Below are 26,033 nucleotides of genomic sequence, written 5' to 3' on the forward strand. Positions count from 1 at the left end.
GACACCCTCCTCATGGTCCGACTCCCTCCATGGTGCCCCGGTTCTGCCTCTTGCGGGGACCCTGTCAGCCCTTGCGTGCGTTCAGCGAGGCCAGATAGGCGTTGTACGCCTCGAGCTCCTTGTCGCCGTCCCGGTCGGCGGCCCGGTCGTGGCGCCGGGCCTGGCGCTGCTCGGAGCCGTACCACTGGAACAGCAGGGCGATCAGCACCAGTACGGACGGGATCTCGCTGAACGCCCAGGCGATGCCGCCGGCCGCGTTCTGGTCGGAGAGCGCGTCGATGCCGAGCGAGGCCGGCGGATTCTTGAACGTCTCGACCATCGGCTCCGACGCCATCATCAACGCGATGCCGAAGAACGCGTGGAACGGCATGCCCGCGAACAGCTCCAGCATGCGCATGAGATATCCCGGCCGGTGCGGCCCCGGGTCGACGCCGATGATCGGCCAGAAGAAGACGACGCCGACGGCGAGGAAGTGCACCATCATCGCGATGTGCCCGGCCTTCGAGCCCATCAGGAAGTCGAAGAGCGGGGTGAAGTAGAGCGCGTACAGGCTCGCGATGAACAGCGGGATGGTGAAGGCGGGATGCGTGACGATCCGCATGTACCGGCTGTGCAGCAGGGCCAGCAGCAGCTCACGCGGCCCCTTCCGCCCCTTGCCTGCGACGGGCAGTGCGCGCAGCGCCAGGGTCGCCGGGGCACCCAGCAGGATCAGGATGGGCGACAGCATGCTGATGATCATGTGCTGCACCATGTGCACGCTGAACATGACCATCCCGTAGTCGTTCAGCCTGGTGCACATCACGGCCATGATGGTCAGCACCCCGACGACGAACGACACCGTCCGCCCCACGGACCAGGCGTCCCCGCGCCGCCGCAGCCGCACCACACCCCACCCGTACAGCGCCAGCCCGGCGAGGCACGCGACGAGAAAGAAGGGATCCGCCGACCACTCCAGTCCGCGCCCCAGCGTGAACGGCGGCAGATCCATGGTCATGCCGTGCCCGCTGTGGTCCATCCGGCGGCTCCTGATTCGTGGGGGGTTGTACGTTTACTGCCGACCCCAGATTAGAACCGCTTCCGACCGCACGTGTGACCGGGGCCCGCAAACCCCACGCAGGGGCGCGGGGAACTGCGCGACCAGCCACAGCGCTCCCGCACCCGGCAACGAATCAGAACCTCCTACGGCGAGGCCCCTTAAAGCACGGTCTCCGCCTCGTCGTACCGCTCCGTCGGCACCGTCTTCAACGTCTCCACGGCCTCCGCCAGCGGCACCATCACGATGTCCGTGCCCCGCAGCGCGGTCATGTGACCGAACTCCTCCCGGTGCACGGCCTCCACCGCATGCCACCCGAACCGGGTCGCCAGGACGCGGTCGTACGCCGTCGGCGTGCCACCCCGCTGCACATGCCCGAGGATGACCGGTCGCGCCTCCTTGCCGAGCCGCTGCTCCAGCTCGATGGACAGCTGCCGGGCGATCCCGGCGAACCGCTCATGGCCGTAGATGTCCTTGCCGCCCTCGTCGAAGGCCATCGTGCCCGCCTTCGGCTTGGCCCCCTCAGCCGCGACGACGATCGCGAACCGCTTGCCCGCCTCGAACCGCTCGCCGACCCGGCGGGCCAGCTCCTCGATGTCGAAGGGCCGCTCCGGTACGACGATGGCGTGGGCGCCGGCCGCCATCCCGGAGTGCAGCGCGATCCAGCCGGTGTGCCGCCCCATGACCTCCACGACCAGCACCCGCTGGTGGGACTCGGCGGTGGTCTTCAGCCGGTCGAGCGCCTCGGTCGCGACCCCCACGGCCGTGTCGAAGCCGAAGGTCACGTCCGTGACCGCGATGTCGTTGTCGATGGTCTTGGGCACGCCCACGATCGGCAGGCCCGCGTCGGACATCAGCCGGGCCGCCTTCAGCGTGCCCTCGCCGCCGATCGGGATGATCGCGTCGAGCCCGAGCTCGGCGACGTGGCCCCTGGCCCGCTCCACGCCGTCCCGCAGATGCGAGGGCTGGACCCGGGACGATCCGAGGATGGTGCCGCCGCGGGCCAGGATGCCGGCCACGGCGTCGAGGTCGAGCTTGAGGTAGTCGCACTCCAGGAGGCCCTTCCAGCCGTCCCGGAAGCCGATGACCTCGTCGCCGTGGTCGGCCACGGCGCGGTGCACGACGGACCGGATGACGGCGTTCAGGCCGGGGCAGTCGCCGCCGGACGTGAGGACACCAATGCGCATAGCCCGAAACAACCTTCTCCACGTGGGCCGGAGACCGGACCACGCTGTCCGGCTGACATCGCGGCCACCCTACCGGCGCAAGGGGGTCGTTCCGCACCGGGCGTCCGCCTGCTGGACGTGCCCGCACATGTGAGCGGACAGCCTGTCAGGCGGGCCCCGGAACCGGCCGTTCCCGAAGGCCTACGCAGGCTGCTGAGCGGCGGCGATGCGCTCGTTGCGGAGGGCCTCGTACCAGCGGTCGTCGATCGGCGGCAGCGCGTTCACGTCGAGCGCCAGCTTCAGCAGCAGGTCCGCGATGAGCGGGTTGCGGGCGAGCACCGGCCCGTGCATGTACGTGCCGAAGACGGTGTCGTTGTACGCGCCCTCCGTGCCGTCCCCGGTGCCGTTGCCCTTGCCCAGCTGGACCCGGGCGAAGGGGCGGGCGGTGGGGCCGAGCTGGGTGACGCCCTGGTGGTTCTCGAACCCGGTGAGCGGCGGCAGCCCGAGGCGCGGGTCGATGTCGGCGAGGACGTCACCGACACACCGCTCGCCGGTGCCGCGCACGGTCGTCACGTCGAGCAGGCCGAGGCCCGGCTCGCGCTGCCCGAGGTCGTTGATGAACTCGTGCCCGAGGATCTGGTAGCCGGCGCACACGGAGAACACGATCGCGCCGTTCTCCACCGCCCGGTACAGGTGCCCGTCACGGCGCAGCCGCTCGGCGGCGAGCCGCTGCGGACGGTCCTCACCGCCGCCGATCAGGTAGATGTCGCCGGAGGTCGGGATCGGCTGGTCGCTGCGCACGTCGAGCCGGGCCACGTCGAGACCGCGCTGCCGGGCCCGCCGCTCCACGACGAGCGCGTTGCCCTGGTCGCCGTAGGTGCTGAGCAGGTCGGGGTAGATCCACACCAGCCGCAGTTGGTTGTCGCTCATGAACTGTTCGTCCTTCGTGGTCAGTTGCCGACGCGGCGGCGCAGGTCCTGGAACGCGGTGTAGTTCGCGATGACCTCGATCCGGCCGGGCGGGCACATCTGGACGGCCTGGTCGAGGGAGTCGCAGACCTGGAAGTGCTGGTTCGCGACCTCCAGGCGCACCGCGAGGTCCAGCTTGCGGTCGCCGAGCACGAAGATCGGGTGACCGGTCAGGCGCGTGTAGTCCACGTCCCACAGCCAGGAGGTGTCGGTGCCGTCGGCGCCGCGCGCGTTCACGGAGAGGATGACCGGCGCCGGCGGCGGGTCGATCAGCGAGAACGTCTCCAGCCAGCCGGCCGGGTTCTTGGCCAGCAGCAGACGCAGGTCACGCCCCTGGAACTGCACGACGTCGTAGCGTCCCGCGACGGCCTGCACCTGGTACATCCGCTCCAGGGCGACCTGCGGCGGCACCCCGAAGACGGCGGCGACGGCGGCCGAGGAGGCGGCGTTGGCCTTGTTGGCGCGCCCCGGCAGCTGCAGGTGGATGGGCCAGGCGGACCCGTGCGGGTCGAGCACGTGGTCGCCGGAGAGCACCCAGCTCGGGGTCGGCCGCCGGAACCCGCACTCACCGCAGAACCAGTCGTCGCCGGGCCGCTGCATCACGCCGCCGCAGGACGGGCAGGACCAGGCGTCGTCCTTCCACATCTGGCCGGCGGCGACCCAGATCACGTTGGGGGAGGAGGACGCGGCCCACACCACCAGCGGGTCGTCGCAGTTCGCCACGATGACGGCCTTGGTCCCGGCGAGGCCCTCCCGCCAGTTCTCGGCGAGCATCCGGGTCTCGGCGGCGCGGTCGAGCTGGTCGCGGGAGAGGTTGAGCAGCGCGATGCACTTGGGGTCGGTGTCCCGGGCGACCCCGGCCAGGTACTTCTCGTCGACCTCGATCACACCGAACTTGGACTCCGAGCCACCTGCCAGCGCCGACGTGATGCCGGCCGGCATGTTGGCCCCGAGCGCGTTGGAGACGACCGGCCCCGCGGCCTTCAGTGCCTCGGCGATGAGCCGGGTCGTGGTCGTCTTGCCGTTCGTCGCCGAGACGAGCGTGACGTCCAGGTTCTGGGCGAGCCGGGCGAGAAGGTCGGGGTCGAGTTTGAGCGCGACCCGGCCGCCGATCACGGATCCGCTGCCGCGACCCGCCGCCCGGGACGCCGCCGCGACCGCCTTGCCCGCGGTCACGGCCAGCTTGGCCCGCGGCGTGAGCGGGTCCGAGTTGCCTGCCATCAGTTCTCGATCCTCCTTGCGTACGCGCCGCGCCTGAGCCATCCGGCAACGTGGTGTGAGGTCAGCCTATCGAGATCCATTCGCACACCCGAATTCCGGCCCTCGCCTGCGCGGCGGGCAGGGGCCGATCCGAACCGTACCCTTGCGCCCATGCGACAAGGTTCCATTCCGGGCGCCCACGGGCGGGTCCGGCCTCTCACCCTGCTCGGCGACCCCGTCCTGCACGCCCGTTGCGCGGAGGTCACCGACTTCGGCCCCGAACTCGCCCGGCTGGTGGAGGACTTGTTCGCGACGATGTACGCGGCGGAGGGCGTGGGCCTGGCGGCGAACCAGGTGGGGGAGTCGCTGCGGGTGTTCGTCTACGACTGCCCCGACGACGAGGACGTCCGCCACCTCGGCCACGTGGTGAACCCCCGCCTGGTGACCGCGGACGGCGTGACGCTCCGCGGCCCCGAGGGCTGCCTGTCCCTGCCGGGCCTGGAGGCGGGCACGGAGCGGTACGACCACGCCGTGGTCGAGGGCTTCACGGCGACGGGGGAGCCGATCACGATCCACGGCACGGGCTTCTTCGCGAGGTGCCTCCAGCACGAGACCGACCACCTGGAGGGCCGTGTCTACGCCGACCACGTAACGGGCTGGCGCAAGCGACGGCTGATGCGACAGGTGGCCAAATCTTCCTGGCGCCCCTGAGCGCAACCCCCTGGGGGCGCGGGGAACTGCGCGACAAGCCCCCACCGGCGGTGAGCCGAAACTCATCCCTCAGAACCCCGGACCTCCGATTTTGTCCCCCGCAGCCGCCAAGCGACCCCACAGCAGGTCCGCCAAACTCTTCACCAGTTCCGCACGAGTGCAGGGCCGTTCCCCCAGCCACCAGTCCCCTGCGGCATGCATCATCCCGACGATCCCGTGCCCCCACACCCGCGCCAGCTGCTGACTGCCGGGCCCGAGATCCAGCCGGTCCTCGATGACCTGTGCCAGCTCCTCACCCATCCGCCGCAACAGCGGAGCCGAATGTTTCCCCACGTCGAACCCCTGGTCGGCGCCCGTGCTGCCCTCCGCGGGATGCATCAGGAACCGGTACACCTGAGGCCGCGCCTCGATCGCCGCGAGGTAGGTGTCCAAGGTCGCCTCGACGCGCTCACGGCGCTCCGCGGGAGCGTCCAGCGCGGCCCGGAGCGAGTTCAGCAGGGCGTCCGTGTGCCGCTTGGCCAGTGCCGCGTACAGCCCGCTCTTGTCGCCGAAGTGTCGGTAGAGGATCGGTTTGGTGATGCCGGCCTCCGCCGCGATGGCGTTCATGGAAGCCTGTGGGCCGTCGCGCAGCACCACCCGGTCGGCGGCCTCCAACAGCTCGCGCCGTCGGCGGTCGGCGGACCGCTGCTGTTCGGTCCGCTGCGTGGTGTCCATGTGCTCTCCCCACCCCGTGCTGTTTTCGTGACGCCTGCGCAAACTAACACCTGACAGCAGTCCGCTCTCGAACTGGCTGCCGAGGTGACCTCGGGAGTTGACTTTTCCTACCGACGAGTAACAGACTCGGGTTACCGCTAGTAACACATTATGCGCCGCCGCTGGAGGAGTCATGGCCGAGTTCACCATGGAACTCAACGACGAACAGAAGGAGGTCCGCGACTGGCTGCACGGTTTCGCCGCCGATGTCATCCGCCCCGCGGCCGCCGAATGGGACGAGCGTGAGGAGACTCCCTGGCCTGTCATCCAGGAGGCCGCGAAGGTCGGCATCTACTCCCTCGACTTCTACGCCCAGCAGTACTTCGACCCCACCGGCCTCGGCATCCCGATGGCCATGGAGGAGCTGTTCTGGGGCGACGCGGGCATCGCCCTGTCCATCGTGGGCACGGGCCTGGCCGCCGTCGGCGTCCTCGCCAACGGCACCGAGGAGCAGATCGGCACCTGGATCCCCCAGATGTACGGCGACCCCAATGACGTAAAGGTCGCAGCCTTCTGCTCCTCCGAGCCCGACGCCGGCTCCGACGTTGCCTCCATGCGCACCCGGGCCGTCTACGACGAGGCCAAGGACGAGTGGGTGATCAACGGCACGAAGACCTGGGCGACCAACGGCGGCATCGCCAACGTCCACGTCGTCGTCGCGGTCGTCGACCCGGAGCTCGGCTCCAAGGGCCATGCGTCCTTCATCGTCCCGCCGGGGACGCCCGGGCTGTCCCAGGGCCAGAAGTTCAAGAAGCACGGGATCCGTGCCTCGCACACCGCCGAGGTCGTCCTGGACAACGCCCGGGTGCCCGGTTCCTGCCTGCTCGGCGGCAAGGCGAAGCTGGACGAGCGCCTCGCCCGGGCCCGGGAGCGGGCGAAGTCAAGCGGCGAGCGGGTGAAGAACGCGGCCATGGCCACGTTCGAGGCCTCGCGGCCCGCCGTCGGTGCGATGGCCGTCGGCACGGCACGCGCCGCGTTCGAGGTCGCCCTCGACTACGCCATCACCCGTGAGCAGTTCGGGCGGCCGATCATCGACAACCAGGGGGTGGCCTTCCAGCTCGCGGACATGCGGACGGCCGTCGACGCGGCCCGGCTGCTGGTGTGGCGGGCGTCCTGGATGGCGGTGAACGGGAAGCCGTTCACCGCGGCCGAGGGGTCGATGTCGAAGCTGTTCGCGAGCGAGACGGCGAAGAAGGTGACCGCCCAGGCGATCCAGATCCTGGGCGGCAACGGGTACACGCGGGAGTATCCGGTGGAGCGGATGCACCGGGACGCGGCGATCTACACGATCTTCGAGGGGACCAGTGAGATTCAGCGGCTGGTGATCGCCCGTACCTTGTCGGGGATGCCGATTCGGTAGCGCCGTCCGGGGTTCTGCGCGATGCGGTCCGCGAGTGCGTCGTGGTTGCTCGCGCAGTTCCCCGCGCCCCCAAAAAAAGAGCAGGCAGGCACTGTCACCGGTGTTTCAACGGTGTGAGTTGCTCGATGTCGTAGCGCCTCCGTAGCTCCTCGATCGCCTCGTGGTCCGGAGGGCCGTCGGTGCCCAGGATCTCCAGCAACTCCTCGAAGTAGCGCTCGTGGTCCGGCGGTGGGGATGCCTGGAAGAACATCCGCGCCGGGGCGTCCGTCGGGTTGGCGAAGGCGTGGGGGCAGCCGGGGGGTACGACGATCACCGTGCCCGGGGTCGCCCGTACCACCCGCGTGCCCGAACTGGACTCCCACTTCTGCCAGTTGTCGGGAGTGCGGATGCGCGGCTCGAAGGCGAGGACGTCCAGCTCGCCTTCGAGGACGTAGAACAGCTCCTCGCTGCGGGTGTGCACATGGGCGCCCACGTCGAAGCCCGGCGGGACCTCCACCTCGAAGGTGGAGGCCGTCCGCGAGTGCGTGCCCGTCACCTTGAAGGTGACACGCTGGGCCGGCGTCTGGACCACGCGCCCGTGTCCCGGTGGTACGAGGAGTCCCTCGGTCGTGGTCATGGGCCACTCACCAGGTCACCGGAAGTGCCTCGGGTCCCCGGATCAACGCGCCCTTTCTGAAGGGGACCTGCTCCGGGGGTACGGCGAGCCGCAGCCCGGGCAGCCGGTCGACCAGGGCGTCCACCAGCAACTCCTCCTCAAGCCTGCCGAGCTGGCCGCCGGGGCAGTAGTGCGGGCCGAACCCGAAGGAGACGTGCGGGTTGGGGCTGCGCGAGAAGTCGATCGTCTCGGGGGCCCGGAAGACCGACGGGTCGCGGTTGGCGGCCAGGTACGAGACGTAGATCGGATCGCCCGCGCGGATCCTCACCCCCTTGATGTCCACGTCCTCCGTGGCGATCCGGGACAGGCCGACCGCGCTGCGGTGCGGGATGTAGCGCAGGAGCTCGTCGATCGCGCGGGGGCGGATCGACGGCTCGCTGCGCAGCCGGTCGAGGAGGTCGGGCCGGGTGAGAAGCAGGTAGAACATCTGCCCGCTGTTGTTGGTGACCGCCTCGCCGCCGATCTGGAGGAGGACGGCGAGACCGACGGCCTCCTCCAGCGTGACCTCGCCGCGGCCCACGGCCGCGCCCAGCAGGGAGGCCACGTCCTCGCCCGTACTGCCCTCGCGCAGGGTGATGAGATCGCCGAAGTAGGCGCTCATCTCCCGCTTGGCCCGCTCGCTGACCTCCTTGCCGTGGCTGGAGGAGAGGATCAGCTGGGTCCAGAGGTGCATGCTGTGCCGGTCGGCGGCCGGTACGCCCATCACCTCGCAGATCACCGCGATGGGGAACGGACTCAGGACCGTCGCCGTGAGATCGGCGGGCGGGCCGTCCTGGACGAGCTCGTCGACGATCTCGTCCAGCATCCGGCGGGCCTTCTCCCGGACCCGCTCCACGCCCTTGCTGGTGAGCGCGGAGGCCACCGAGCGGCGCAGCCGCGTGTGGTCGGGCGGGTCCAGGAAGCCGACCGCGCCGCGGTCCGGGATGAAGTGCGGGGCGAGCCGGGTGACCGGCTGCTCCATCACCGCCTCGCGGCTGAACCGGGGGTCGTTGGCCACCATCCGTACGTCGTCGTACCGGGTGACCAGCCACGCCCAGCCCTCGCCGTTGGGGAGCTGGATCCGGGTGACCGGACCCTCCCGCATCAGCTCGGCCAGGGTGGGGTCGAAGTCCACCCCCGTCAGGTCCGGCACTTCCCAGTGCCGGACCGGACAGGCGGCCTCACCGGGGGCCTCGTCGGCGGGGTCGAGCGGTTCGGTGAGCGTCATCTCGGTCAAGCCGCCTCTTCGTCCGAACGCCGCCAGCGACCCAGCGACATTTCCGCGGTGATGCCGGGACCGAAGCCGGCCAGCAGGCCGCGCGCCTGGTGCTCGGCGCCGCCCTCGTCGAACATCCGGCGCAGCGCGTCCAGCACGACCGCGCTGGCGATGTTGCCGTACTCGGTGAGCGTGGACCGGCTGAACCGGAAGGCGTGCGGGTCGACCTGGAGGAACTTGCTGAGGTCGTCCAGGATCCGCGGCCCGCCCGCGTGGACTATGTAGAAGTCCAGGTCGGACGCGTCCCAGCCGTGCAGCCCTGCCAGGTCCTGGAGAGCCGGCGCGAGCGGCTCCATGGTCGCCGGGACCCGCTTGTCCAGCAGGAAGTGGAACCCGGTGGCCCGCACGTCGTACATGATCCACTCCTCGGTCTTCGGGATCAGGTACGAGCCGTTGCGTTCGAGTTCGACGCCCGTGCCGCCCTTGCCGCGGACCACGGCGGCGGCGATGCCGTCACCGAAGAGGCCGTTGGAGAGCAGCGAGCCGACGCCGAGGTCGGTCGGCTGGTAGCACAGCGAGCAGAACTCGCAGGCCACGATGAGCGCGTTGGCGTCCGGGTACGCCGAGCAGAAGTCGTGCGCCCGGTTGATCGCCGCTCCGCCGGCCGCGCAGCCGAGCTGCGCGATGGGGATCTGGCGGGTGGTGGAGTCGAAGTCCATCTCGTTGATCAGCCACGCCGTGAGCGAGGGCATCATGAAGCCCGTGCACGAGACGTAGATGATCACGTCGATGTCGGTGGTGAGCAGTTCGGCGTCGTCGAGCGCTCGCTGGATCACTGCGGGGACCCGGGCCTTGGCCTCGAGCTCGTAGAGCTTGTTGCGCTCCTCGAAGCCGGGGTGCTTCAGGGTTTCCTCGATCGGCTGCACGATGTGCCGGGTGCGAACGCCCGTGTTCTCGATCAGTCTCAGCGCCAGTGGCAGCTGCGGGTGGTTCTCGTGGTGGGAGCGCGCCAGTTCCAGCGTCTCCTCCATCGTGATCACGTACTCCGGGACCGACACTGAGGGTTTGCACAAAGTCGCCATGAACCGTGCCTGCTTTCAGCCTTCCGGCGGGTTTTGGCCCGCCGGTCAGAGAGGTGGTTCACCTCAGGAGGTGGTTCCCTCACGATCACCCGTGAGGGCGATGATCTCGCGCCGGACTACTCCGAACCGGTGACCCCGTGTCAGGGTCGAATCAGCACAGAGGTATCCAGACGAGGAGGACGCGATGCCCGGCACGGCCGCGGAAATGCTGAAAACGACCAGGTCAGAGCTTGCCCCGGACCCGAACGCCAATCCATTGGTCCCCCTCGTCGCCAGCGGCCGGGCGAGCCTGGAGACGCTCGCCGCACTTGCCCTGGAACAACACCAAGTGATCCCCGCCGACCGACGCGCGTTCCTGCATCTGGCGCAGCGCGCCACCGAGGAGCCTGCGGCCGCCGGGTTCTTCACCATGCTCGCCGAGGGCGAGGAACTGGCGGCAGAGCGGCTGGGCGCGTTCACAGAGGCGTGCGAAGTGGATGAAGAGCGCCTGCAAGCGTACGAGCCCCTACCGGGCTGCCAGGCGTACCCGGCGTACATCTCCTGGCTCGCCCTCAACGCCACCCCGACGGACGCCGTCCTGGCCATCACGGCCAACTTCGCGACGTGGGGCACGTATTGCGCCCGCATCGCGGAGGGGCTGCGCACGCATTACGGCTTCACCGACGAGGCCTGCGCGTTCTTCGACCTTTTCGCCGAACCGGCTCCGGCCCTGGACCAGCAGGCATCGGCAGCCGTGGAGGCGGGACTGGAGTCAGGGCGGCTCGACGAGAGGCAGGTGCATGCCCACGGCCGCTTGCTCCAGGCGTACGAGCAGATGTTCTGGACGTCGCTGGCTGAACTGACCTGTCTTTAGGGGCGCGGGGCTGTATCGATTTGCGGCTGCTGCCGCGTGGGCGCGACCAGCCACGACGCACCCGCACCAGCCGAACGACCCCTACTCCCCACTGCTGTGGGCGATACAAGCCACGTCGATCCGATCAGCGAGCTTCGCCAGCTCAATGGTCAGCGCAGCCACCGTGTCCTCGTCCAGCCCACCCTCGTCGGCCTCCACCAGACGCAGCCACCGTGCCCCCAACGTCCGCAACAACTTACTCACGTCGGCCGCGGCCACCTGCAAGGTCCCGCTGTCGTCGACGATCAGAGGCAGAGTCACTTCGCGGTTCACACCCGGGATCGTAGCCGCGCAACCCTCACGCACCCTGCCAAACGGTGGTGATGTTGCAGAACTCCCGGATTCCGTGCCCGGACAGCTCACGGCCGTATCCGGACCGCTTCACACCCCCGAACGGAAACGCCGGGTGGGAGGCGGTCATGCCGTTGACGAACACGCCGCCGGCCTCCAGATCCCGTACGAACCGGTCCACCTCGGCCTCGTCACGCGTCCATACGTTCGAACTCAGCCCGAAGGGCGAGTCGTTGGCGATGAGGATCGCCTCGTCCAGGTCACCGGCCCGGTACAGCGTGGCCACCGGCCCGAACGCCTCCTCGCGGTGGATGCGCATGTCGCGGTGGATCCCGGCGAGCACGGTCGGCGGGTAGAACCAGCCGGGTCCGTCCGGCCGCTGCCCGCCGCACAGCACCTGTGCCCCCGACCGCTTCGCGTCCTCGACCAGCTCCTCCAGGTCCTTCCGCCCCTGCTCGCTCGCGAGCGGCCCGACGTCCGTCCCCTCGTCCATCGGGTCGCCGGTCCGCAGCGCCGCCATGCCCGCGACGAACCGCTCGGCGAACGCGTCGTAGACGTCCGTGTGCACGATGAACCGCTTCGCGGCGATGCACGACTGCCCGTTGTTCTGCACCCGCGCGGTCACCGCGATCTTCGCCGCGCGGTCGATGTCCGCCGAGGGCATCACCACGTAGGGGTCGCTGCCGCCCAGTTCCAGCACCGTCTTCTTGATCATCTCGCCGGCGGTGGCGGCGACCGCGCGGCCCGCGGGCTCGCTGCCGGTGAGCGTGGCCGCCCGCACCCGCTCGTCGCGCAGGACGTCGTCGACCGCGCCGGAGCCGATCAGCAGGGTCTGGAAGCAGCCCTCCGGGAAGCCCGCCCGGTGGAACAGGTCCTCCAGGTACAGGGCGGTCTGCGGGACATTGGACGCGTGCTTGAGCAGGCCCACGTTGCCCGCCATCAGCGCGGGCGCGGCGAACCGGACCACCTGCCAGAGCGGGAAGTTCCACGGCATCACGGCGAGCACCGGCCCGATGGGCCGGTAGCGCACCCGCACCCGGGACGCGCCCGAGTCCTTCACGTCCGTCTCCGCCGGCTCCTCGTCGGCCAGCAGCTCCGCCGCGTGGTCGGCGTACCAGTGCATCGCCTTCGCGCACTTGCCGGCCTCGGCGCGGGCCTGCTTCAGCGGCTTGCCCATCTCGGTGGTCATGGTGCGGGCGATGTCGTCCCGGTCCGCGTCCAGCAGGCCGGCGGCCCGGTGCAGCAGCCGGGCACGCTCGGCGAAGGTGCTGGTGCGGTACGTACGGAACGTCGCCTCGGCGAGTTCGAGCCGGCGTTCGAGCTCGTCCTCGTCCATGGCCTCGAACGTTTCGAGCGTCTCGCCGTTCGCCGGGTTGACCGTCGCGATGGGCATGGCTGACCTCCCTGGGAGCGGGCTTGCTATGACCTTCCCGCGCGGCCGGGCCGACCGCAACGTATGGGGCTCCGTTCAGCCCGAGTGCTCCGCCAGCCGGTCGAGAAACGCGGCCTGGGCCGTGACGATCACCTCACGGGCCCGGTCGGGGGTCAGCCAGGCCACCCGGTCCAGCTCGGGGAACTCCTGGATGCGGCCCGACCGCGGCGGCCACTCCATCACGAAGGTGCCGGGTTCGATCGCGGCCGGGTCCAGGTCCGCCTCGATCGCCCACGCCGTCACGATCTTGCCGTTGGTCTGCCGGACCTCGCCCAGCTCGATCGCCTCGCCGTCCGGCGGTGCCAGCCCCAGTTCCTCCTGGAACTCGCGCCGGGCCGCCGCCCAGGCCGGCTCGTCCGGCTCGTACTCGCCCTTGGGGACGGTCCAGGCCCCCGCGTCCTTCTTCGCGAAGTACGGCCCGCCCATATGGCCGAGCAACACCTCAACGCCTTCGCCGGTACGCCGGAACAACAGCAGTCCGGCGCTTCGCTTCGGCTCCGTCAACGCCGTACCTCCGGGTGCGCGGCCAGCAGGGCCTCCACCGTATCGGCCTCCTCCGGCCGTTTGTCCTCGCGATAGCGGACCACCCGGGCGAAGCGCAGGGTGACGCCGGCCGGGTAGCGGGAGGACCGCTGCAGGCCGTCGTAGGCGATCTCGACGACGAGTTCGGGGCGTACGGTCACCACCCAGCCGTCGTCCGAGACCTGCAGTTCCTTGAGGCGGGCGGTCTGCCACTCCAGCATCGCGTCGGTCATGCCCTTGAACGTCTTGCCGAGCATGGCGAAGGTGCCGTCGGGACTGCGGGCGCCGAGGTGGAGGTTGGAGAGCCTGCCGGTGCGGCGGCCGTGGCCCCACTCGGCGGCCAGCACGACCAGGTCCAGGGTGTGCACGGGTTTCACCTTCAGCCAGGAGGCGCCCCGGCGGCCCGCGCTGTAGGGGGCGTCCAGCGCCTTGACGACCACGCCCTCGTGGCCGCGGGCGAGGGTGGCCGCGAGGAACTCCTCGGCGGCCGTCGTGTCGTCCGGGCCGGACACCAGTGCCCGGCGCACCCGCATCGGCTCGGGGACCAGCCGGGCCAGTTCCGCGTGCCGTTCGGCGAAGGGGAGGTCGAGCAGGTCGTGGCCGTCGACCGAGAGCGCGTCGAAGAAGACCGGGGAGACCGGGACCTCCCGCGCGGCCTTCGCCACGTCCGTCCGGGAGCCGACCCGGCCCGCCGTCTCCTGGAAGGAGCGGGGCCGCCCGGCCGCGTCGAAGGAGATCACCTCGCCGTCCAGGATGAAGCGATTACCCCTCAACTCCCTTGCCACCGAGGTCACTTCGGGCAGACGGTCGGTGATGTCGTCCAGCGTGCGGGTGAAGATCCGTACCGTGTCGCCGTCCCGGTGGACCTGGACCCGGATGCCGTCCAGCTTCTCCTCGGCCACGCAGCCGCCCAGCTTCGCGACCGCCTCGGCCACCGAGGAGGCGGTGTGCGCCAGCATGGGCAGCACCGGGCGGCCGAGGGTGAGCCGGAACCGGTCCAGGGCCGGCGGGCCGTCCGCCAGCAGGGCCCCGGCCACCGTCTGGAGGGACCCGGCGAGCATCACCGCCCGGCGGACTGCGGCCGGGTCCGCGCCGGTCGCCTGCGCGAGCCCTTCGACGGCCACCGCGTCCAGGGCGCCCTGCCGCACCTCCCCGGTGATCAGCCCCAGCAGGAAGCGCTGCTCGTCCGCCGTCGCCGCGCCCATCAACTCGCCCGCGATCCTGACACGTTCGGCCTGCGAGCCGGGGCCGGAGACCTTGCCCAGCTCGGTCAGCCGGGCGTCGACCCCGCGCACGGTGAGGGACGGGGCGGCGGCCGGCGGGACGGACCGGCCCAGCACCTTCCAGCCGACGCCGAGACGGCCCTGCGGGAGCCGCCCGGCCAGATAGGGGATGACGACCGGGACGTCCTCGGGGGCCGTCTCCCGGAAGAGTTCGGCGAGCAGCGCGGTCTTGCGGGACCTGGCCGCGGTGGCGGCGACCTCCCGGGACACTTCGGCGAGCCGGCTCAGCAGCATGCAGCCATGGTGCAACGGGCGCGGCCGGACCACACCGCTACGGGCGCGCCCGGGTTACACCCGCACGGCAGCGTCCAGGTCCGTGAAGAGCAGCTCGCCGTTGATCGCCGCGCCGGCCCGGTAGCCGCGGCTCACCGCGTTGACCACCTGCTCGGCGAAGCCGCTCGCGTTGCCGGCCGCCCACAGGCCCGGCACCGTCGTCAGGCCGCGTTCGTCGATCACCGGATAGGTACCGAAGGGGGTCTCCTGCATCTCCGCGCCCAGCCCGATGAGGAGCTCGTTCTGCGGAAGCGGGCGCGGGGCGACGAACAGGGCCTCGCGCTCGTGCACGCTCCCGTCCGCGAGCCGTACGCCCGTCAGCCGGTCGGCCTCGATCCGCAGCCCCGCGACCTCGCCGGGCACCACCCGCACCCCGGCCGCGGCCAGCCGCCGCAGGTCGTCGTCGGTCAGCTCCGTCTCCTCGACCTGGTGCAGGAAGAGGGTCACGTCCTTGGACCACTGGGTGACCATCAGTGCCTGGTGCACGCTCATCGGGGTCGTGGCCAGCACACCGAACGCCTGGTCGCGTACCTCCCAGCCGTGGCAGTACGGGCAGTGGATCACATCCCGGCCGAACCGCTCGGCCACCCCGGGGACGGGCGGGAGCTCGTCCTTGAGGCCGGTGGCGACGACCAAATGCCGGGCCCGGACCGTCCGGCCGCTCGCCAGCGACACCGTGAAGCCGTCGTCCCGGGTCGCGCCCACCGCGCGGTCCCGGACCAGCTCCACGCCGTACCGGGCGATCTCCTCCCGGCCCACCGCCAGGAACTCCGCGGGCGGCATGCCGTCCCGGGACAGGAAGCCCTGCAGGTGCGCCGACGGCGCGTTGCGCGGCTGGCCCGCGTCGACGACCAGGGTGCGGCGCCGGGCCCGGCCCAGGACCAGCGCGGCGGACAGCCCGGCCGCACCGCCGCCGACGACGACCACTTCGTACGCACCGGTTGCACCGGTTGCACCGGTTGCACCGGTTGCACCGGTTGCACCGGTTGCATCGGTTGTATCGGTCATGGTGACCACCTCCGCGGCCGAGGCTCGCGCGGTCGCTGCCGGATTGACAAACGTCTTTGCCGAAACTGCAATGCAGACATGACTACGGACGACGTCCTCGCGGGCGTGGGACCCCGGCTGCGCCGGATCCGCAAGGAGCGGGAGGTCACTCTCGCCGCCCTCTCCGAGACCACCGGCATCTCGGTCAGCACCCTCTCCCGGCTGGAGTCCGGGCTGCGCAAGCCCAGCCTGGAGCTGCTGCTGCCGATCGCGCAGGCCCACCAGGTGCCCCTGGACGAACTGGTCGGCGCCCCGCCGGCCGGCGATCCCCGGGTGCGGGCCAAGCCGATGGAGCGCTACGGCCGCACCTTCCTGCCGCTCACCCGGCAGCCCGGCGGCCTCCAGGCCTTCAAGGTGGTCGAACCGCAGCGGAAACTCGACCCCGAGCCGCGTACCCACGAGGGCTACGAGTGGTTGTACGTGCTGTCCGGGAAGCTGCGGCTGGTGCTCGGCGAGCATGACGTCGTGCTCGGGGCGGGCGAGGCGGCCGAGTTCGACACCCGGGTGCCGCACTGGTTCGGGTCGACGGGGGAGGGGCCGGTGGAGTTCCTCAGCCTGTTCGGACCGCAGGGGGAGCGGATGCATGTGCGGGCGCGGCCGAAGCGGTCGTGACGAATCCGGCGTTCCCCCGGGAGGCTGTTCCCTCGATGGCAAGCGACCGCTTAGTATGCGATGGACCCGGTCAGACGACCGTCGGACGACGCAGTCGACGCAGTCCCGTGGAGGCACCGCATGCAGGCATGGCAAGTGCACGAGAACGGCGAGCCGAGCGAGGTGATGCGGCTCCAGGAGGTGGAGCGGCCCACGCCCGGCGACGGCCAGGTGCTGCTCAGGGTGCGTGCCGCCAACATCAACTTCCCTGATGTCCTGATGTGCCGGGGCCACTACCAGGTGCGCCCGCCGCTGCCGTTCACCCCGGGCGTGGAGATCTGCGGCGAGACCGAGGACGGCCGCCGGGTGATCGCCAACCCCGTGCTGCCCCACGGCGGTTTCGCCGAGTACGCGGTCGCGGACGCCGCCGCCCTGCTGCCCGCCCCGGACGCGCTGGACGACGCCGAGGCCGCCGCGCTGCACATCGGCTACCAGACGGGCTGGTTCGGCCTGCACCGCCGGGCGGCCCTCCAGTCCGGCGAGACGCTGCTCGTGCACGCGGCCGCCGGCGGGGTCGGCAGCGCGGCCGTCCAGCTCGGCAAGGCGGCCGGGGCGAGGGTGATCGGCGTGGTCGGCGGCGCCGACAAGGTCGCCGTGGCCCGCGAGCAGGGCTGCGACGTCGTCATCGACCGGCGTGCCGAGGACGTCGTCGCCGCCGTCAAGGAGGCGACCGGCGGGCGGGGCGCCGACGTGATCTACGACCCGGTCGGCGGCGAGGCCTACACCCAGTCCACCAAGGTGGTCGCCTTCGAGGGCCGGATCGTGGTCGTCGGCTTCGCCAGCGGCACCATCCCGAGCCCGGCGCTCAACCACGCCCTGGTGAAGAACTACGCGATCCTGGGTCTGCACTGGGGCCTGTACGCCACCAAGAACCCCAAGCTGATCCTGCACTGCCACCAGCAGCTCACCGAACTGGCCGCCAAGGGTGCCATCAAGCCCCTGGTGAGCGAGCGGGTCCCGCTGTCCGGGGCCGCGGCGGCCGTGCAGCGGGTCGGCGACGGCGTCACCACCGGCCGGGTCACCGTCGTACCGAAGGGAGCCGCAGCATGACCGACGCTGCCGAACTGGAGCGCCGCACAGCCGAGTTGCTGGCGGCGCATCCGCCCGCGACCACGGAGAAGCTGGACTTCCTCAAGGCCCGGTTCGACGCGGGCCTCGCCTGGGTGCACTACCCGGAGGGCCTCGGCGGCCTCGGCGCCCCGCGCTCCCTCCAGGTCGTCGTGGACGCGGCGCTGGAGGCCGCCGGCGCCCCCGACAACGACTCGCGCCGCAACGGCATCGGGCTCGGCATGGCCGCGCCGACCATCCTCAAGTACGGCACGGAGGAGCAGAAGCAGCGCTATCTGCGGCCGCTGTGGATCGGCGAGGAGGTCTGGTGCCAGCTGTTCAGCGAGCCGGGCGCCGGCTCCGACCTGGCCGCGCTGGGCACCCGGGCCGTCCGTGAGGGCGACGAATGGGTGGTGAACGGGCAGAAGGTGTGGACCTCCGGCGCGCACAACTCCCGCTGGGCCATCCTCATCGCCCGCACCGACCCGGACGTGCCCAAGCACGCGGGCATCACCTACTTCATCTGCGACATGACCGACCCCGGCGTCGACGTCCGCCCGCTGCGGCAGGTCACCGGCGAGGCCGAGTTCAACGAGGTCTTCCTCACCGACGTCCGCATCCCCGACTCCCGGCGCCTCGGCGCGATCGGCAACGGCTGGCGGGTCGCGCAGACCACCCTCAACAACGAGCGCGTCGCGATCGGCGGCATGCGGCTGCCCCGCGAGGGCGGCATGATCGGCCCGGTCGCCAGGACCTGGCGCGAACGCCCCGAGCTGCGCACCCACGACCTCCACCAGCGGCTGCTGAAGCTGTGGGTCGAGTCCGAGGTCGCCCGCCTCACCGCCGAACGCCTGCGCCAGCAGCTGGTCGCCGGACAGCCCGGCCCCGAGGGCGCCGGCATGAAGCTCGCCTTCGCCCGCCTCAACCAGGAGATCAGCGGCCTCGAGGTCGAACTCCGCGGCGAGGAAGGCCTGTTGTACGACGACTGGACCATGCGCCGGCCCGAACTGGTGGACTTCGTCGGCCGCGACGCCGGCTACCGCTACCTCCGCGCCAAGGGCAACAGCATCGAGGGCGGGACCAGCGAGGTCCTGCTGAACATCGTCGCCGAACGCGTCCTGGGCCTGCCCTCGGAGCCGCGCACCGACAAGGACGTCGCGTGGAAGGACCTCGCCCGATGACAACACAGCGCACACAGCTCGACCTGCTGTACTCGGAGGAGGAAGAGGCGCTGCGGGCCGCGGTGCGGGATCTGCTCGCCGACCACTGCGACGCGCCGGGCGTCATCGCCCGCACCGAGTCGGACGTCCCGCATGACGCGGCCGCCTGGAAGGCCCTCACCGAGGGCATGGGGCTCGCCGGGCTGCTGGTGCCGGAGAAGCTGGGCGGCCAGGGCGCCTCGCACCGCGAAGCCGCCGTCGTCCTGGAGGAGTTGGGGCGGGCGGTGGCGCCCGTGCCGTATCTGACCAGCGCCGTGGTGGCGACCGAGGCGCTGCTGGCCTGCGGCGACGAGGAACTGCTCGGCAAGCTGGCGTCCGGGCGGACCGTCGGGGCGCTGGCCGTGGGGCTGCACGTCGCTCCGGGGGCCGGGTTCGCCGCCGTACGCGTCGAGGACGGGCGTCTGCACGGTGAGCTGACCGGCATCGCGGACGCGGTCGCCGCGGACGTGCTGCTGGTGCCCGGGGACGACGGCGGGCTGTACGCGGTCGAGGCGGGCGCCGTGACCGTCACCCCGCAGGTGTCCTTCGACCTGACCCGGCCGCTCGCCACGGTGAAGCTGGACGGGGCGGCGGGGCGTCGCGTGGGCGACGCGGAGCCCGCGGTACGGCGTGCGCTGCGGGCCGGGGCCGGGCTGCTGGCCTCCGAGCAGTTCGGTGTCGCCGAGTGGGCGTTGACCGAGACCGTGCGGTATCTCAAGGAGCGCAAGCAGTTCAACCGGCCGGTGGGCGGGTTCCAGGCGATCAAGCATCGGCTGGCGCAGCTGTGGCTGGAGGTGGTGAACCTTCGCGCGGCGGCGCGGGGTGCGGCCGATGCGCTGGCCTCCGGCGGGGATGCCGATGTGTTGGTGGCCGTTGCGCAGGCCTATGCGGGGCCGGTTGCCGTGCATGCGGCTGAGGAGGCGCTGCAACTGCATGCGGGGATCGGGATGACCTGGGAACATCCGATCCACCTTTATTTGAAGCGGGCCAAGGCTGATTCGATTGCCTTTGGTACGGCGGGGGCGCATCGAGAGGCCTTGGGCGCACTGGTTGATTTGCAGGCGCCGTGACGTAGCGGCTTTCGGGTGCGGGTGCGTGGGGGCTGGTCGCGCAGTTCCCCGCGCCCCTTTGGGGCGCGCTCCTGCTGAGGTTCGTATGAAATGAACCGGGGGTGGCAGTCCGGCCAACCTCCTGCGCAGATACACCAATTGGGCTCTGTTCGAACGCATACTCCCTTGGGTCACTCATGGCCCTACAAGGGAGGCAGAGCACATGGCCCTCACCACCCGTCGCAGAGCCCTCACCACCCTCGGTGCCGCCCTCGCCGGTGGCGTCGTGCTGCCCGGCGCGCAGGCCTGGGCGGGCGGCGGTCACCGCGGTCCGCGGCCGCTGTGGCGCGCCCACGCCCACAACGACTACGAGCACACCCACCCCCTCTTCGATGCCCTCGACCACCGGTTCGACAGTGTCGAGGCCGACATCTTCCTCGTCGGCGACCAGCTCCTCATCGGCCACACCGAGGACGACCTGGACCCGAGCCGCACCCTCGAATCCCTCTACCTCGACCCGCTGGCCGCGATCGTCAAGGCCAACCACGGTTCGGTGTACCGCGGTTGGCGCAGGCCGCTGCAACTGCTGATCGACATCAAGACCGAGGGCTCCTCGACGTACCTGGAGCTCGACCGGCATCTGCGGCGCTACCCGCACCTGTTCACGACGTACCGCCACGGCCGGGTCGTCCCCGGTGCGGTCACCAACGTCATCTCCGGTGACCGTGCCGCCCGCACGCCGATGGAGGCGCAGACCGTGCGCCGGGCCTTCTACGACGGCCGGCTCACCGACCTCGGCACCTCGGCGCCCGCCTCGTTCGTTCCGCTGATCAGCGACAACTGGCAGCTCAACTTCAGCTGGCTCGGCGAGGGCGCGTTCCCCGACGCCGAGCGGCAGAGGCTGCGCGACATCCTCGGTCAGGCGCACGCGCACGGCCAGACGGTGCGCTTCTGGAACACCCCCGACGTGGCCGGCCCCGCCCGCGACGCGCTGTGGGGCGAGCTGTTCACCGCCGGCGTCGACTACTTCAACACCGACGACCTGGCCGGCCTGGAGGCCTTCCTGGACGCCCACGCGGCGTCGTAACACCACTCGAACGGGGGCCGTGTCAACCGCACGGACCCACCCTCCGCTACGCCACACTTGCGGCCGAACGCCCCGAAACGGGCGTGGCGGAGGAGGTTCGCGATGGCCGTTTCCATCTCTGTGGTGCTGCTGCTCCTGTTGCTGGCCGTGATCTTCATGCGCCAGGGCGCGCTGAAGATCTCGCACGCCCTGGTCTGCATGCTGTTCGGGTTCTTTCTGGCCAGTACCAGCATGGCGCCGACCATCAGCAGCGGGCTCACCGCGACCGCCGATCTGGTCAGCAGTCTCAAGCCCTGAGCCGATCGCTCAGGGTTTCCAGAAGACGCCGATCCCGTTTGCCACGGCGCGCTCCGGGCTGTCGGTCGGGTGGTTGACCACGCTCACCGTCTTCGCCCCCGCGGTGCGGGCCACCATCGTCGTGGAGCCGCCGCCGTCCAGGCTGAACGCGTCGACCGCGCCCAACTGACGCATCTCGTCGGCGACTTCGGCGATGGTCAGCCCGCTGCGGTAGGCCACCGCGCCGTCCAGCGCCAGCAGCAGAAGCCTGCGCCCGCCGTTCGCGTAGCCCACGGCCGTGCGCACCGCCGAGGTGGTGTCGTTGAGCCCGGGCAGCGGTTGGCCGCCGCGCAGCACCGGGTAGCCGCCGACCGCGAAGCGGTACGGGATCCTGGCGGCGGACGCCACCATGTGCTCGCGCACCGTGACCCGTTCGCCCTTGTCGAGGGCGCGCAGCTTGTCCGCGCCCGCCTCCCGGCCCAGCAGGACGGTCGTACCGGTGGGGATCGCACCGCTGCCCGGGGTGTCGGACGCGGCGACGACCCGGCCGGCGCGGATCCGTACCTCGTAGGTGTCCGTGCTGCACCCGGCGGCCCGGTCGGTGTCCGAGCCGCAGATGGCCCGCTTGCGGGAGGCCGAGCCCCAGGCGGCGGTGTAGGCCCCGACCGACCCCTGCGCCAGCGCGTACTGGTTGAGCCCCCGCAGCGCGAGGGTGGCGCCGGGGGTGCGGACGGTGCCGACGAGCGTCAGCCGGTCGAGCCGGGCCCGGCGGTCCACGCCGACGCCGAAGACGTCGGTGGTGTCGGTGCCGGGTGGCAGCGCCGGGCCGAACCGCTGGGCCGTCGGCACCGCCGACTTGAGCACCTTGCCGTGCTCGATCGCCGGGCCGACGCTCGCACCGGTCGCCTCGACGCCCGGATGCTGGGTCTCGGTGATGTTGAAGAAGTCGCCGTTCACGCCCGCGACCGCGCCCGCCGCGTCCGCCATCGTGGACACCGGCGACCGGGCGGCCACCGCGCCCGGCGAGAGCAGGTCCACGCGGACGTGCGGGTCGGTCAGGTCGACGGTCAGCAGATGGGCGTGGACCGTGCCCTTGGCCGCCGGGACGTCGAACTGCCGGTAGCCGACCCCGGACGCGATCCGGCCGGCGCCCGGCGCGGTGCCCGACACGGCGCCGGCCGGTGCCGCCCCCGTGAGGGCCGCACCGGCCAGCACGCCGGACGTGGTGAGAATCGTGCACAGAGTTCGGGTCGTCGTTGCAAATCGTCTCTGACGATGCGTCACCGCACCCCCTGATGTCTCGTCAAGTTCCTCAGGACTCAGGGGAAGTGCAGCAGACCGGAGTGACCGGCGGGGCTGCTAGCCGTCGACTACGCGAGAACGGGTGAGAAAACGCACCCCCTCGGGTGCCTCCAGGGAGAAGCCGCTGCCCCGTCCGGGTACCACGTCCACGATCAGCCGGGTGTGGCTCCACACCTCGTACTGGCTGCGGGACATCCAGAAGGTGACCGGCTGCTCGACACCGTCAACCGCCAGTTCGGCCAGCAGCACGTCCGAGCCGCCGGTGCGGAACTCGCCGTCCGGATAGCACATGGGCGCGCTGCCGTCGCAGCAGCCGCCGGACTGGTGGAACATCAGCGGGCCGTGCTCGGCGTGCAGCCGGCGCACCAGTTCGGCTGCCTGCGGGGTGAGTTCGACGCGCGGCGGCGTCGCTGTCGTGTCGGCCATGGTCACCCTCCTGGGGCCGGGGCGGCGGACCTCCTCAGTCTCACGCCTCGTCACCGGCGCGTCCAGAACCGGTCGTCGGGCTACTCGGTGCGCAGTGCCGTCGCGGTCCGGACGCGGGCCGCCCAGCCCGCCGGGAGCAGCGCGCCGAGGACCGCGATCGCCGTGCCGCTCAGGGCGAGGAGGAGCAGTTCGGGTGTCCGGTAGACGTCGAGGACCACGTCGGGCAGGCTCAGTCCGGCGCTGTCGCCCATGGCGGGCATGACGACGCGGTGCACGGCGAGGCCCAGCGGGACGCCGAGCGCACCGCCCGCAAGCCCTGGCAGCACGACCGAGGCGATCACCAGCGTCACCGTCTGCCGGGGCGTCATCCCGAGTGCCTTGTGGATGCCCAGGTCGCGGATCCGCTCATGGGTGTCGAGGACGACCCCGCCCAGCACCCCGAGTCCGGCCACCGCCGTCAGGATCAGGGTGAGCGCCGCGGCCAGGGCGTCGAGGGCGACCGCGCCGTCGCTGCCGTTGACCGACTTGGTGTCGGTGGCCGAGACGCCGAGCGGCTTCAGGGCCGCGTTGAGGCGTTTCACGTACGCGGCGGCGTCGGTGCTCCGGGTGAGCCGCACGGAATGGTCGGCCGGGTGCAGGTCCGGGGCGGCGGTCCGGAGCGTCGCGAGGTCCGTGAACACCCGCATGCCCTGCTGTCCGATGTCGAAGACCTCGCCGACGATCCGGGTGCGCACCGGGGACCCGTTCACGGTGAGGGTGACGGTGTCGCCCACCTCGGCGCCGCTCGCGGTCAGGAACGGGGCCGCCACCACCGCCTCGCCGGCCGCCCGCACCCAGCGCCCCGACACCATCACGAACCCGCCCCAGGAGGCGTCGCCGTCGTAGCCGAACACCGGCACGCTCCCCGTTACCCCGGCGACCCTTGCCTCGGCCGTGACGCTGCCGTACTGGTCGCGGGTGCCGGGCTGGGCGGCGATCGCGGACCGCACGGCGGCGGCCTCGGCCGCCGTCACCCGGGTGGTGCCCGGGGGGACCCGCCCCGGGCCGCCCGGCCGGTCGGCGGTCACGGTCACGTCCGCCGCGTTGTGGTTCTTGGCCGCCACCACCTCTCCCAGCGAGGAGGCCATCCCGGTGGCGAAGGTGACCGCCGCCGTGCCGAAGACGATCGCCGCGACCATCGAGGCGGCGCGGGCCGGCCGGTGCAGGGGCCGGGCCAGACCGAGGCCCACCGGCCGTGGCACCGGCAGCCGGGCCGCCAGCCGGGCCGCCGTACGGCCCCGGCCCGCCGCCGGGGTCCGCCCCACGGCCAGCGCGTCGACCGTGCGCAGCCGTCCGGCCCGCCAGGCGCTCAGCCACGCGGTGCCGGCCACCACGCCCAGCACCCCGCTCACGACCGCCAGATCGACGCCGGCGGAGACCCCGAGTCCGACCGAGCCGTACACGGCCGCCGTGTCCGCCAGCAGCGGCGCCGCGAGCAGCTGCCCGACGACCACGCCGAGCCCGGTGCCGATCGCGGCCGGGACCAACGCCTGGGCGATATAAGCCCGGACGACCTGTGCCGGAGTGCAGCCGACCGCCTTGAGGACGCCGATCCGCCGCAGCCCGGTGCCCACCGCACCGGCCACCACGTTCCCGACGACCAGCGCCGACATCACCAGGCCCAGCACCCCGAAGGCGACCAGGAACGGCACGTAGAGAGCCGTCTCACGGGTCGCGAACTGCCTTACGGAGAGCCACGACTGCGCCCCGGAGAGCGCTCCCTCCGGTACGGCCGCCGCCACCGCCGCGCGGTCCCGGGCGACCTGGGCATCGGTGGCCGCATGGGCGAAGCGGTACAGCATCTGATAGCCGTCGGGGCGGCCGGACCCAGTGAGTGCCGGGATCTGCGCGGGCACCACCCAGGCGTCGGCGGTACGGCTCACCGAGCGGGCCGTGCCCACCACGGTGAGCGTCGGGCCGCCGGGCAGGCCGGGGAACTCCAGCGTCTGCCCGAGGTGCACGGGCGGCGCGTCCGCGTCGGCCGCGAGCACGATCTCGCCGGTCCGCCGTGCCCACCGGCCCTCGGTCAGCGTGACCCGGTCCACCGCCCCGCCGGGGTCCGCACGACCGACGACCGACAACGCGCCCGAGTGGTCCGGGGCGGCGGTCGCCGTCGGGAACGGTCCGGACGACCCCGTCACCCCGGAGGCGTGGGCGGAGGCGGTGAGTCGGGCCGGTGCGGCCCGGCGTGCGTCGAACTGCGCGGCGAGCTGGGCGCCGTGCTGGCGGCCGAACGCCTTGTCGAAGGGCGCCCGGGAGGCCACCAACAGGGCACCGGCCAGCACCGACGCCGTCACCGCCAGCAGTGCTGCCAGGGCGATGACCAGTGTCTGCGTACGGCGGCGGGCCATGCCCGACCGGACGACCCGGCCCAGGCCGCTCATCGGACCGCCTCCGCCGTGACGTCGGCGGTGATCCGGCCGTCGGCGAGGTGGACCGTACGCCGGGTGCAGGCCTGGGCCAGGTCCTGGTCGTGGGTGACCAGGACGAGCGTCTGGCCGTCGGCGTTGAGCTCCCGGAGGAGACGGGCCACGTCGGCGCCGGACGCGGAGTCCAGCGCGCCCGTCGGCTCGTCGGCCAGCAGCAGCGCCGGGCGGTTCATCAACGCCCGTGCCACCGCGACCCGTTGGCGTTGGCCGCCGGAGAGCCGGCCGGGGTAGGCGGCCGCCTGTGCCGCGATGCCCAGCGACTCGAGCAGTTCCGCGGCCCGGCGGGCGGCCTCCCGCCGTCCCGTTCCGGCGAGTTGGGCGGGCAGCACCACGTTGTCGGCGACGGTCAGGTCATCCAGCAGGTTGAAGAACTGGAACACCATCCCGACGCTCGCCCGCCGGTAACGGGCCGCGCCCGCCTCGCCGAGCCCGTCCACCCGCACGCCGTCCACGGTGACCGTGCCCGCGTCCGGCCGGTCCAGGCCCGCGATCAGGTTGAGCAGCGTCGACTTGCCGCTGCCGGAAGGTCCCAGCACGGCGACGGCCTCCCCGGGTGCCACGGTCAGGGTCACGTCCAGCAGCGCGGGCGGTCCGGCGTCGTAGCGGCGGGTCACGTCCCGCAGTTCGATCAGCGGTGTCGTCATCGGTGGGCCTCCGTCCCTCGG

The 26,033-nt window shown here is 71.6% G+C and carries 26 protein-coding genes; 9 read left to right on the top strand and 17 right to left on the bottom strand.

Annotated features, from left to right (window positions below; translation table 11 throughout):
- Positions 1 to 64: 64 nt before the first annotated feature.
- The 4 genes from ACWGKQ_RS18195 to ACWGKQ_RS18210 form a co-directional block, all read right to left on the bottom strand.
- Positions 65 to 1,015, bottom strand: coding sequence for a cytochrome c oxidase assembly protein (locus ACWGKQ_RS18195; RefSeq protein WP_453292915.1), 951 nt, complete (start codon positions 1,013 to 1,015; stop codon positions 65 to 67).
- Positions 1,016 to 1,194: 179 nt separating this feature from the next.
- Positions 1,195 to 2,220 (bottom strand): 6-phosphofructokinase, encoded by a 1,026-nt coding sequence (locus ACWGKQ_RS18200; protein ID WP_453292916.1) that lies wholly within the window; start codon positions 2,218 to 2,220, stop codon positions 1,195 to 1,197.
- A 180-nt stretch (positions 2,221 to 2,400) separates the two neighbouring features.
- The gene (locus ACWGKQ_RS18205; RefSeq protein WP_382724809.1) at positions 2,401 to 3,129 is read right to left on the bottom strand and encodes a type 1 glutamine amidotransferase; all 729 of its coding nucleotides are present in this window, start codon (positions 3,127 to 3,129) and stop codon (positions 2,401 to 2,403) included.
- Between the two features lie 20 nt (positions 3,130 to 3,149).
- Positions 3,150 to 4,388 (bottom strand): MurT ligase domain-containing protein, encoded by a 1,239-nt coding sequence (locus ACWGKQ_RS18210; protein WP_089105426.1) that lies wholly within the window; start codon positions 4,386 to 4,388, stop codon positions 3,150 to 3,152.
- A 150-nt stretch (positions 4,389 to 4,538) separates the two neighbouring features.
- Here ACWGKQ_RS18210 and def point away from each other — a divergent pair, with 150 nt between their 5' ends.
- A complete protein-coding gene (def, locus tag ACWGKQ_RS18215; RefSeq protein ID WP_453292917.1) occupies positions 4,539 to 5,078 on the top strand; it encodes a peptide deformylase in 540 nt (179 codons plus the stop codon).
- A gap of 69 nt (positions 5,079 to 5,147) precedes the next feature.
- Here the strand turns inward: def and ACWGKQ_RS18220 are convergent, their stop codons facing one another.
- Positions 5,148 to 5,792: a TetR family transcriptional regulator gene (locus ACWGKQ_RS18220; protein ID WP_453292918.1), complete on the bottom strand. Its 645-nt coding sequence runs from the start codon at positions 5,790 to 5,792 to the stop codon at positions 5,148 to 5,150.
- Between the two features lie 172 nt (positions 5,793 to 5,964).
- Between ACWGKQ_RS18220 and ACWGKQ_RS18225 the strand changes: the two genes are divergently transcribed.
- Positions 5,965 to 7,191 carry an acyl-CoA dehydrogenase family protein gene (locus ACWGKQ_RS18225; RefSeq protein WP_453292919.1) on the top strand — a complete coding sequence of 409 codons (1,227 nt, stop codon included), beginning with the start codon at positions 5,965 to 5,967 and terminating at the stop codon, positions 7,189 to 7,191.
- A 94-nt stretch (positions 7,192 to 7,285) separates the two neighbouring features.
- Here ACWGKQ_RS18225 and ACWGKQ_RS18230 read toward each other — a convergent pair whose 3' ends face one another.
- From ACWGKQ_RS18230 to ACWGKQ_RS18240, 3 genes are read right to left on the bottom strand one after another with little or no spacing between them, the layout of a single operon-like run.
- The gene (locus tag ACWGKQ_RS18230) at positions 7,286 to 7,807 is read right to left on the bottom strand and encodes a cupin domain-containing protein (protein WP_453292920.1); all 522 of its coding nucleotides are present in this window, start codon (positions 7,805 to 7,807) and stop codon (positions 7,286 to 7,288) included.
- A 7-nt stretch (positions 7,808 to 7,814) separates the two neighbouring features.
- The gene (locus tag ACWGKQ_RS18235; RefSeq protein ID WP_453292921.1) at positions 7,815 to 9,062 is read right to left on the bottom strand and encodes a cytochrome P450; all 1,248 of its coding nucleotides are present in this window, start codon (positions 9,060 to 9,062) and stop codon (positions 7,815 to 7,817) included.
- Complete coding sequence (locus ACWGKQ_RS18240) at positions 9,059 to 10,123, bottom strand: type III polyketide synthase (RefSeq protein ID WP_453292922.1); 1,065 nt, start codon at positions 10,121 to 10,123, stop codon at positions 9,059 to 9,061. The genes ACWGKQ_RS18235 and ACWGKQ_RS18240 overlap by 4 nt, the downstream gene beginning before the upstream one ends.
- Positions 10,124 to 10,307: 184 nt before the next feature.
- On the opposite strand from ACWGKQ_RS18240, the gene ACWGKQ_RS18245 reads away from it, so the two are divergent.
- Positions 10,308 to 10,976, top strand: a complete 669-nt coding sequence (locus ACWGKQ_RS18245) for a thiaminase II/PqqC family protein (protein WP_453292923.1) — start codon at positions 10,308 to 10,310, stop codon at positions 10,974 to 10,976.
- Positions 10,977 to 11,057: 81 nt separating this feature from the next.
- Here the strand turns inward: ACWGKQ_RS18245 and ACWGKQ_RS18250 are convergent, their stop codons facing one another.
- The 5 genes from ACWGKQ_RS18250 to ACWGKQ_RS18270 form a co-directional block, all read right to left on the bottom strand.
- Positions 11,058 to 11,288, bottom strand: coding sequence for a DUF6213 family protein (locus ACWGKQ_RS18250; protein ID WP_453292924.1), 231 nt, complete (start codon positions 11,286 to 11,288; stop codon positions 11,058 to 11,060).
- 25 nt (positions 11,289 to 11,313) lie between these two features.
- Complete coding sequence (locus ACWGKQ_RS18255; protein WP_453292925.1) at positions 11,314 to 12,699, bottom strand: NADP-dependent succinic semialdehyde dehydrogenase; 1,386 nt, start codon at positions 12,697 to 12,699, stop codon at positions 11,314 to 11,316.
- Between the two features lie 75 nt (positions 12,700 to 12,774).
- Positions 12,775 to 13,242, bottom strand: coding sequence for an NUDIX domain-containing protein (locus tag ACWGKQ_RS18260; RefSeq protein ID WP_453292926.1), 468 nt, complete (start codon positions 13,240 to 13,242; stop codon positions 12,775 to 12,777).
- The gene (locus ACWGKQ_RS18265; protein WP_453292927.1) at positions 13,239 to 14,777 is read right to left on the bottom strand and encodes an ATP-dependent DNA ligase; all 1,539 of its coding nucleotides are present in this window, start codon (positions 14,775 to 14,777) and stop codon (positions 13,239 to 13,241) included. Before ACWGKQ_RS18265 ends, ACWGKQ_RS18260 begins: the two co-directional genes overlap by 4 nt.
- Before the next feature lie 54 nt (positions 14,778 to 14,831).
- Positions 14,832 to 15,824 (bottom strand): NAD(P)/FAD-dependent oxidoreductase, encoded by a 993-nt coding sequence (locus ACWGKQ_RS18270; protein WP_453292928.1) that lies wholly within the window; start codon positions 15,822 to 15,824, stop codon positions 14,832 to 14,834.
- A 78-nt stretch (positions 15,825 to 15,902) separates the two neighbouring features.
- Here ACWGKQ_RS18270 and ACWGKQ_RS18275 point away from each other — a divergent pair, with 78 nt between their 5' ends.
- From ACWGKQ_RS18275 to ACWGKQ_RS18300, 6 genes are all read left to right on the top strand, one after another.
- Positions 15,903 to 16,475: a helix-turn-helix domain-containing protein gene (locus ACWGKQ_RS18275; protein WP_453292929.1), complete on the top strand. Its 573-nt coding sequence runs from the start codon at positions 15,903 to 15,905 to the stop codon at positions 16,473 to 16,475.
- A gap of 120 nt (positions 16,476 to 16,595) precedes the next feature.
- Positions 16,596 to 17,564 (top strand): NADPH:quinone oxidoreductase family protein, encoded by a 969-nt coding sequence (locus ACWGKQ_RS18280; RefSeq protein ID WP_453292930.1) that lies wholly within the window; start codon positions 16,596 to 16,598, stop codon positions 17,562 to 17,564.
- Entirely contained in the window at positions 17,561 to 18,742 is a 1,182-nt protein-coding gene (locus ACWGKQ_RS18285) for an acyl-CoA dehydrogenase family protein (RefSeq protein ID WP_453292931.1), read from the top strand. Before ACWGKQ_RS18280 ends, ACWGKQ_RS18285 begins: the two co-directional genes overlap by 4 nt.
- Entirely contained in the window at positions 18,739 to 19,830 is a 1,092-nt protein-coding gene (locus ACWGKQ_RS18290) for an acyl-CoA dehydrogenase family protein (protein WP_453292932.1), read from the top strand. Before ACWGKQ_RS18285 ends, ACWGKQ_RS18290 begins: the two co-directional genes overlap by 4 nt.
- A 202-nt stretch (positions 19,831 to 20,032) precedes the next feature.
- Positions 20,033 to 20,896: a phosphatidylinositol-specific phospholipase C/glycerophosphodiester phosphodiesterase family protein gene (locus ACWGKQ_RS18295; RefSeq protein ID WP_453292933.1), complete on the top strand. Its 864-nt coding sequence runs from the start codon at positions 20,033 to 20,035 to the stop codon at positions 20,894 to 20,896.
- A gap of 102 nt (positions 20,897 to 20,998) precedes the next feature.
- On the top strand, positions 20,999 to 21,193 hold the full coding sequence (locus ACWGKQ_RS18300) for a hypothetical protein (protein WP_453292934.1): 195 nt from the start codon (positions 20,999 to 21,001) through the stop codon (positions 21,191 to 21,193).
- Positions 21,194 to 21,202: 9 nt separating this feature from the next.
- Here ACWGKQ_RS18300 and ACWGKQ_RS18305 read toward each other — a convergent pair whose 3' ends face one another.
- The 4 genes from ACWGKQ_RS18305 to ACWGKQ_RS18320 form a co-directional block, all read right to left on the bottom strand.
- Positions 21,203 to 22,387 (bottom strand): phosphodiester glycosidase family protein, encoded by a 1,185-nt coding sequence (locus ACWGKQ_RS18305; protein WP_453292935.1) that lies wholly within the window; start codon positions 22,385 to 22,387, stop codon positions 21,203 to 21,205.
- A gap of 144 nt (positions 22,388 to 22,531) precedes the next feature.
- The gene (locus ACWGKQ_RS18310; protein ID WP_189267543.1) at positions 22,532 to 22,900 is read right to left on the bottom strand and encodes a DUF779 domain-containing protein; all 369 of its coding nucleotides are present in this window, start codon (positions 22,898 to 22,900) and stop codon (positions 22,532 to 22,534) included.
- 80 nt (positions 22,901 to 22,980) lie between these two features.
- Positions 22,981 to 25,323 carry an FtsX-like permease family protein gene (locus ACWGKQ_RS18315; protein ID WP_453292936.1) on the bottom strand — a complete coding sequence of 781 codons (2,343 nt, stop codon included), beginning with the start codon at positions 25,321 to 25,323 and terminating at the stop codon, positions 22,981 to 22,983.
- Complete coding sequence (locus ACWGKQ_RS18320) at positions 25,320 to 26,012, bottom strand: ABC transporter ATP-binding protein (RefSeq protein WP_453292937.1); 693 nt, start codon at positions 26,010 to 26,012, stop codon at positions 25,320 to 25,322. Before ACWGKQ_RS18320 ends, ACWGKQ_RS18315 begins: the two co-directional genes overlap by 4 nt.
- Positions 26,013 to 26,033: the final 21 nt, after the last annotated feature.

This window comes from Streptomyces sp. NPDC054770, assembly GCF_053611985.1.

Coding starts and splice junctions, on each gene's coding strand:
- ACWGKQ_RS18195 (WP_453292915.1), bottom strand. CDS start 1,015: ATGGACCACAGCGGGCACGGCATGACCATGGATCTGCCGCCGTTCACG.
- ACWGKQ_RS18200 (WP_453292916.1), bottom strand. CDS start 2,220: ATGCGCATTGGTGTCCTCACGTCCGGCGGCGACTGCCCCGGCCTGAAC.
- ACWGKQ_RS18205 (WP_382724809.1), bottom strand. CDS start 3,129: ATGAGCGACAACCAACTGCGGCTGGTGTGGATCTACCCCGACCTGCTC.
- ACWGKQ_RS18210 (WP_089105426.1), bottom strand. CDS start 4,388: ATGGCAGGCAACTCGGACCCGCTCACGCCGCGGGCCAAGCTGGCCGTG.
- def (WP_453292917.1), top strand. CDS start 4,539: ATGCGACAAGGTTCCATTCCGGGCGCCCACGGGCGGGTCCGGCCTCTC.
- ACWGKQ_RS18220 (WP_453292918.1), bottom strand. CDS start 5,792: ATGGACACCACGCAGCGGACCGAACAGCAGCGGTCCGCCGACCGCCGA.
- ACWGKQ_RS18225 (WP_453292919.1), top strand. CDS start 5,965: ATGGCCGAGTTCACCATGGAACTCAACGACGAACAGAAGGAGGTCCGC.
- ACWGKQ_RS18230 (WP_453292920.1), bottom strand. CDS start 7,807: ATGACCACGACCGAGGGACTCCTCGTACCACCGGGACACGGGCGCGTG.
- ACWGKQ_RS18240 (WP_453292922.1), bottom strand. CDS start 10,123: ATGGCGACTTTGTGCAAACCCTCAGTGTCGGTCCCGGAGTACGTGATC.
- ACWGKQ_RS18245 (WP_453292923.1), top strand. CDS start 10,308: ATGCCCGGCACGGCCGCGGAAATGCTGAAAACGACCAGGTCAGAGCTT.
- ACWGKQ_RS18255 (WP_453292925.1), bottom strand. CDS start 12,699: ATGCCCATCGCGACGGTCAACCCGGCGAACGGCGAGACGCTCGAAACG.
- ACWGKQ_RS18265 (WP_453292927.1), bottom strand. CDS start 14,777: ATGCTGCTGAGCCGGCTCGCCGAAGTGTCCCGGGAGGTCGCCGCCACC.
- ACWGKQ_RS18270 (WP_453292928.1), bottom strand. CDS start 15,824: ATGACCGATACAACCGATGCAACCGGTGCAACCGGTGCAACCGGTGCA.
- ACWGKQ_RS18275 (WP_453292929.1), top strand. CDS start 15,903: ATGACTACGGACGACGTCCTCGCGGGCGTGGGACCCCGGCTGCGCCGG.
- ACWGKQ_RS18280 (WP_453292930.1), top strand. CDS start 16,596: ATGCAGGCATGGCAAGTGCACGAGAACGGCGAGCCGAGCGAGGTGATG.
- ACWGKQ_RS18285 (WP_453292931.1), top strand. CDS start 17,561: ATGACCGACGCTGCCGAACTGGAGCGCCGCACAGCCGAGTTGCTGGCG.
- ACWGKQ_RS18290 (WP_453292932.1), top strand. CDS start 18,739: ATGACAACACAGCGCACACAGCTCGACCTGCTGTACTCGGAGGAGGAA.
- ACWGKQ_RS18295 (WP_453292933.1), top strand. CDS start 20,033: ATGGCCCTCACCACCCGTCGCAGAGCCCTCACCACCCTCGGTGCCGCC.
- ACWGKQ_RS18300 (WP_453292934.1), top strand. CDS start 20,999: ATGGCCGTTTCCATCTCTGTGGTGCTGCTGCTCCTGTTGCTGGCCGTG.
- ACWGKQ_RS18310 (WP_189267543.1), bottom strand. CDS start 22,900: ATGGCCGACACGACAGCGACGCCGCCGCGCGTCGAACTCACCCCGCAG.
- ACWGKQ_RS18315 (WP_453292936.1), bottom strand. CDS start 25,323: ATGAGCGGCCTGGGCCGGGTCGTCCGGTCGGGCATGGCCCGCCGCCGT.
- ACWGKQ_RS18320 (WP_453292937.1), bottom strand. CDS start 26,012: ATGACGACACCGCTGATCGAACTGCGGGACGTGACCCGCCGCTACGAC.